This is a genomic window from Allomesorhizobium camelthorni (assembly GCF_011045125.1).
Taxonomy (GTDB): Bacteria; Pseudomonadota; Alphaproteobacteria; order Rhizobiales; family Rhizobiaceae; genus Allomesorhizobium; species Allomesorhizobium camelthorni.
The window spans coordinates 1-1,268 of the sequence record NZ_JAAKZF010000261.1; the positions used below are offsets into that span (position 1 = coordinate 1).

1 protein-coding gene is annotated in these 1,268 nt (G+C 66.9%); it reads left to right on the plus strand.

Annotation, left to right across the window (positions count from 1 at the left end):
- A partial coding sequence (locus G6N73_RS35750; protein ID WP_165034555.1) for an IS701 family transposase occupies positions 1–1,218 on the plus strand: 1,218 nt, incomplete at its 5' end.
- Positions 1,219–1,268 lie beyond the last annotated feature (50 nt).

Here is a 1,268-nt window from a genome sequence, read left to right on the forward strand (position 1 = left end):
CCGGGCGAGCGCAAGAGCGTCGAGCCGATGGCGGCACGGGTAGAGCCTGGGCGTGTTCAGGCGGCGCACCAGTCGCTGCATCATTTCGTAGCGAAGGCGGATTGGTCGGATGATGCCGTGCTGAGCCGCGTGCGGGAACGGGTGCTGCCAGCGCTGGAGCGCCAGGGGCCGATCCGTGCTTGGATCGTCGACGACACCGGCTTTCCCAAGAAAGGCAAGCATTCGGTTGGGGTTGCACGGCAGTATTGCGGGCAGCTCGGCAAGCAGGACAACTGCCAGGTCGCGGTCTCTCTGTCGGTTGCCACCGAGCAGGCGAGCCTGCCCATTGCCTATCAGCTCTATCTGCCGGAAAGCTGGGCGAACGACCCTGACCGGCGGGCCAAGACAGGTGTGCCGGAGAATGTGGTCTTCCGCACCAAGCCCGAAATCGCGCTCGCGCAGATCCGGGCGGCGCTGGAGGCCGGCGTCTCACGGGGCGTGGTGCTGGCCGATGCCGGCTACGGCAACGACACCGCCTTCCGCGGCGGGCTGACAAAGGTGGGCTTGACCTATGTCGTCGGCGTCCAGTCCTCGATCCGCCTGTGGTCGCCCGGCACGCAACCATTGCCGCCGAAGCCGTGGAGCGGACGCGGACGCCCGCCCTCGCGCGTTCGGCGGCAGGCCGAACATGCGCCGGTCTCAGCCAAGGAACTGGCGCAAGCGCTGCCCGAGGACGCCTGGCACATGGTTACTTGGCGCGAGGGCTCCAAGGCGTCGCTTGCCTCACGCTTTGCCGCCGTGCGGGTTCGGCCGGCCCATCGCGACTACTGGCGCTCCGTCCCCCACGCTGAGGAATGGTTCCTGATCGAATGGCCGGACGGTGAAGTCGAGCCAACCAAGTACTGGCTCTCGACCTTGCCTGGAAAGACCAAGCTTGCCGACCTCGTCGATCAGGCCAAGATGCGATGGCGGATCGAGCGGGACTATCAGGAACTCAAGCAGGAGATCGGCCTTGGCCACTATGAAGGTCGAGGTTGGCGCGGCTTCCACCACCACGCCACGCTCGCGATTGCCGCTTATGGATTCCTGGTCTCCGAACGGAGTCTGATTCCCCCCTCAGCCCCACGGTTGGCGCCGCTCCTCAAGCCACCTGCGCTATCCGAAGGTTACCGACCCCGCGGCGCCGCCGCTGCGCCCCGAACGCCACGTCGCCAACTCCATCGCCACCATCCGGATTAAACTCGCCCGCGCCCTGGCGCGGCGGCTGCCACGATGTCCATGCTGCCAGC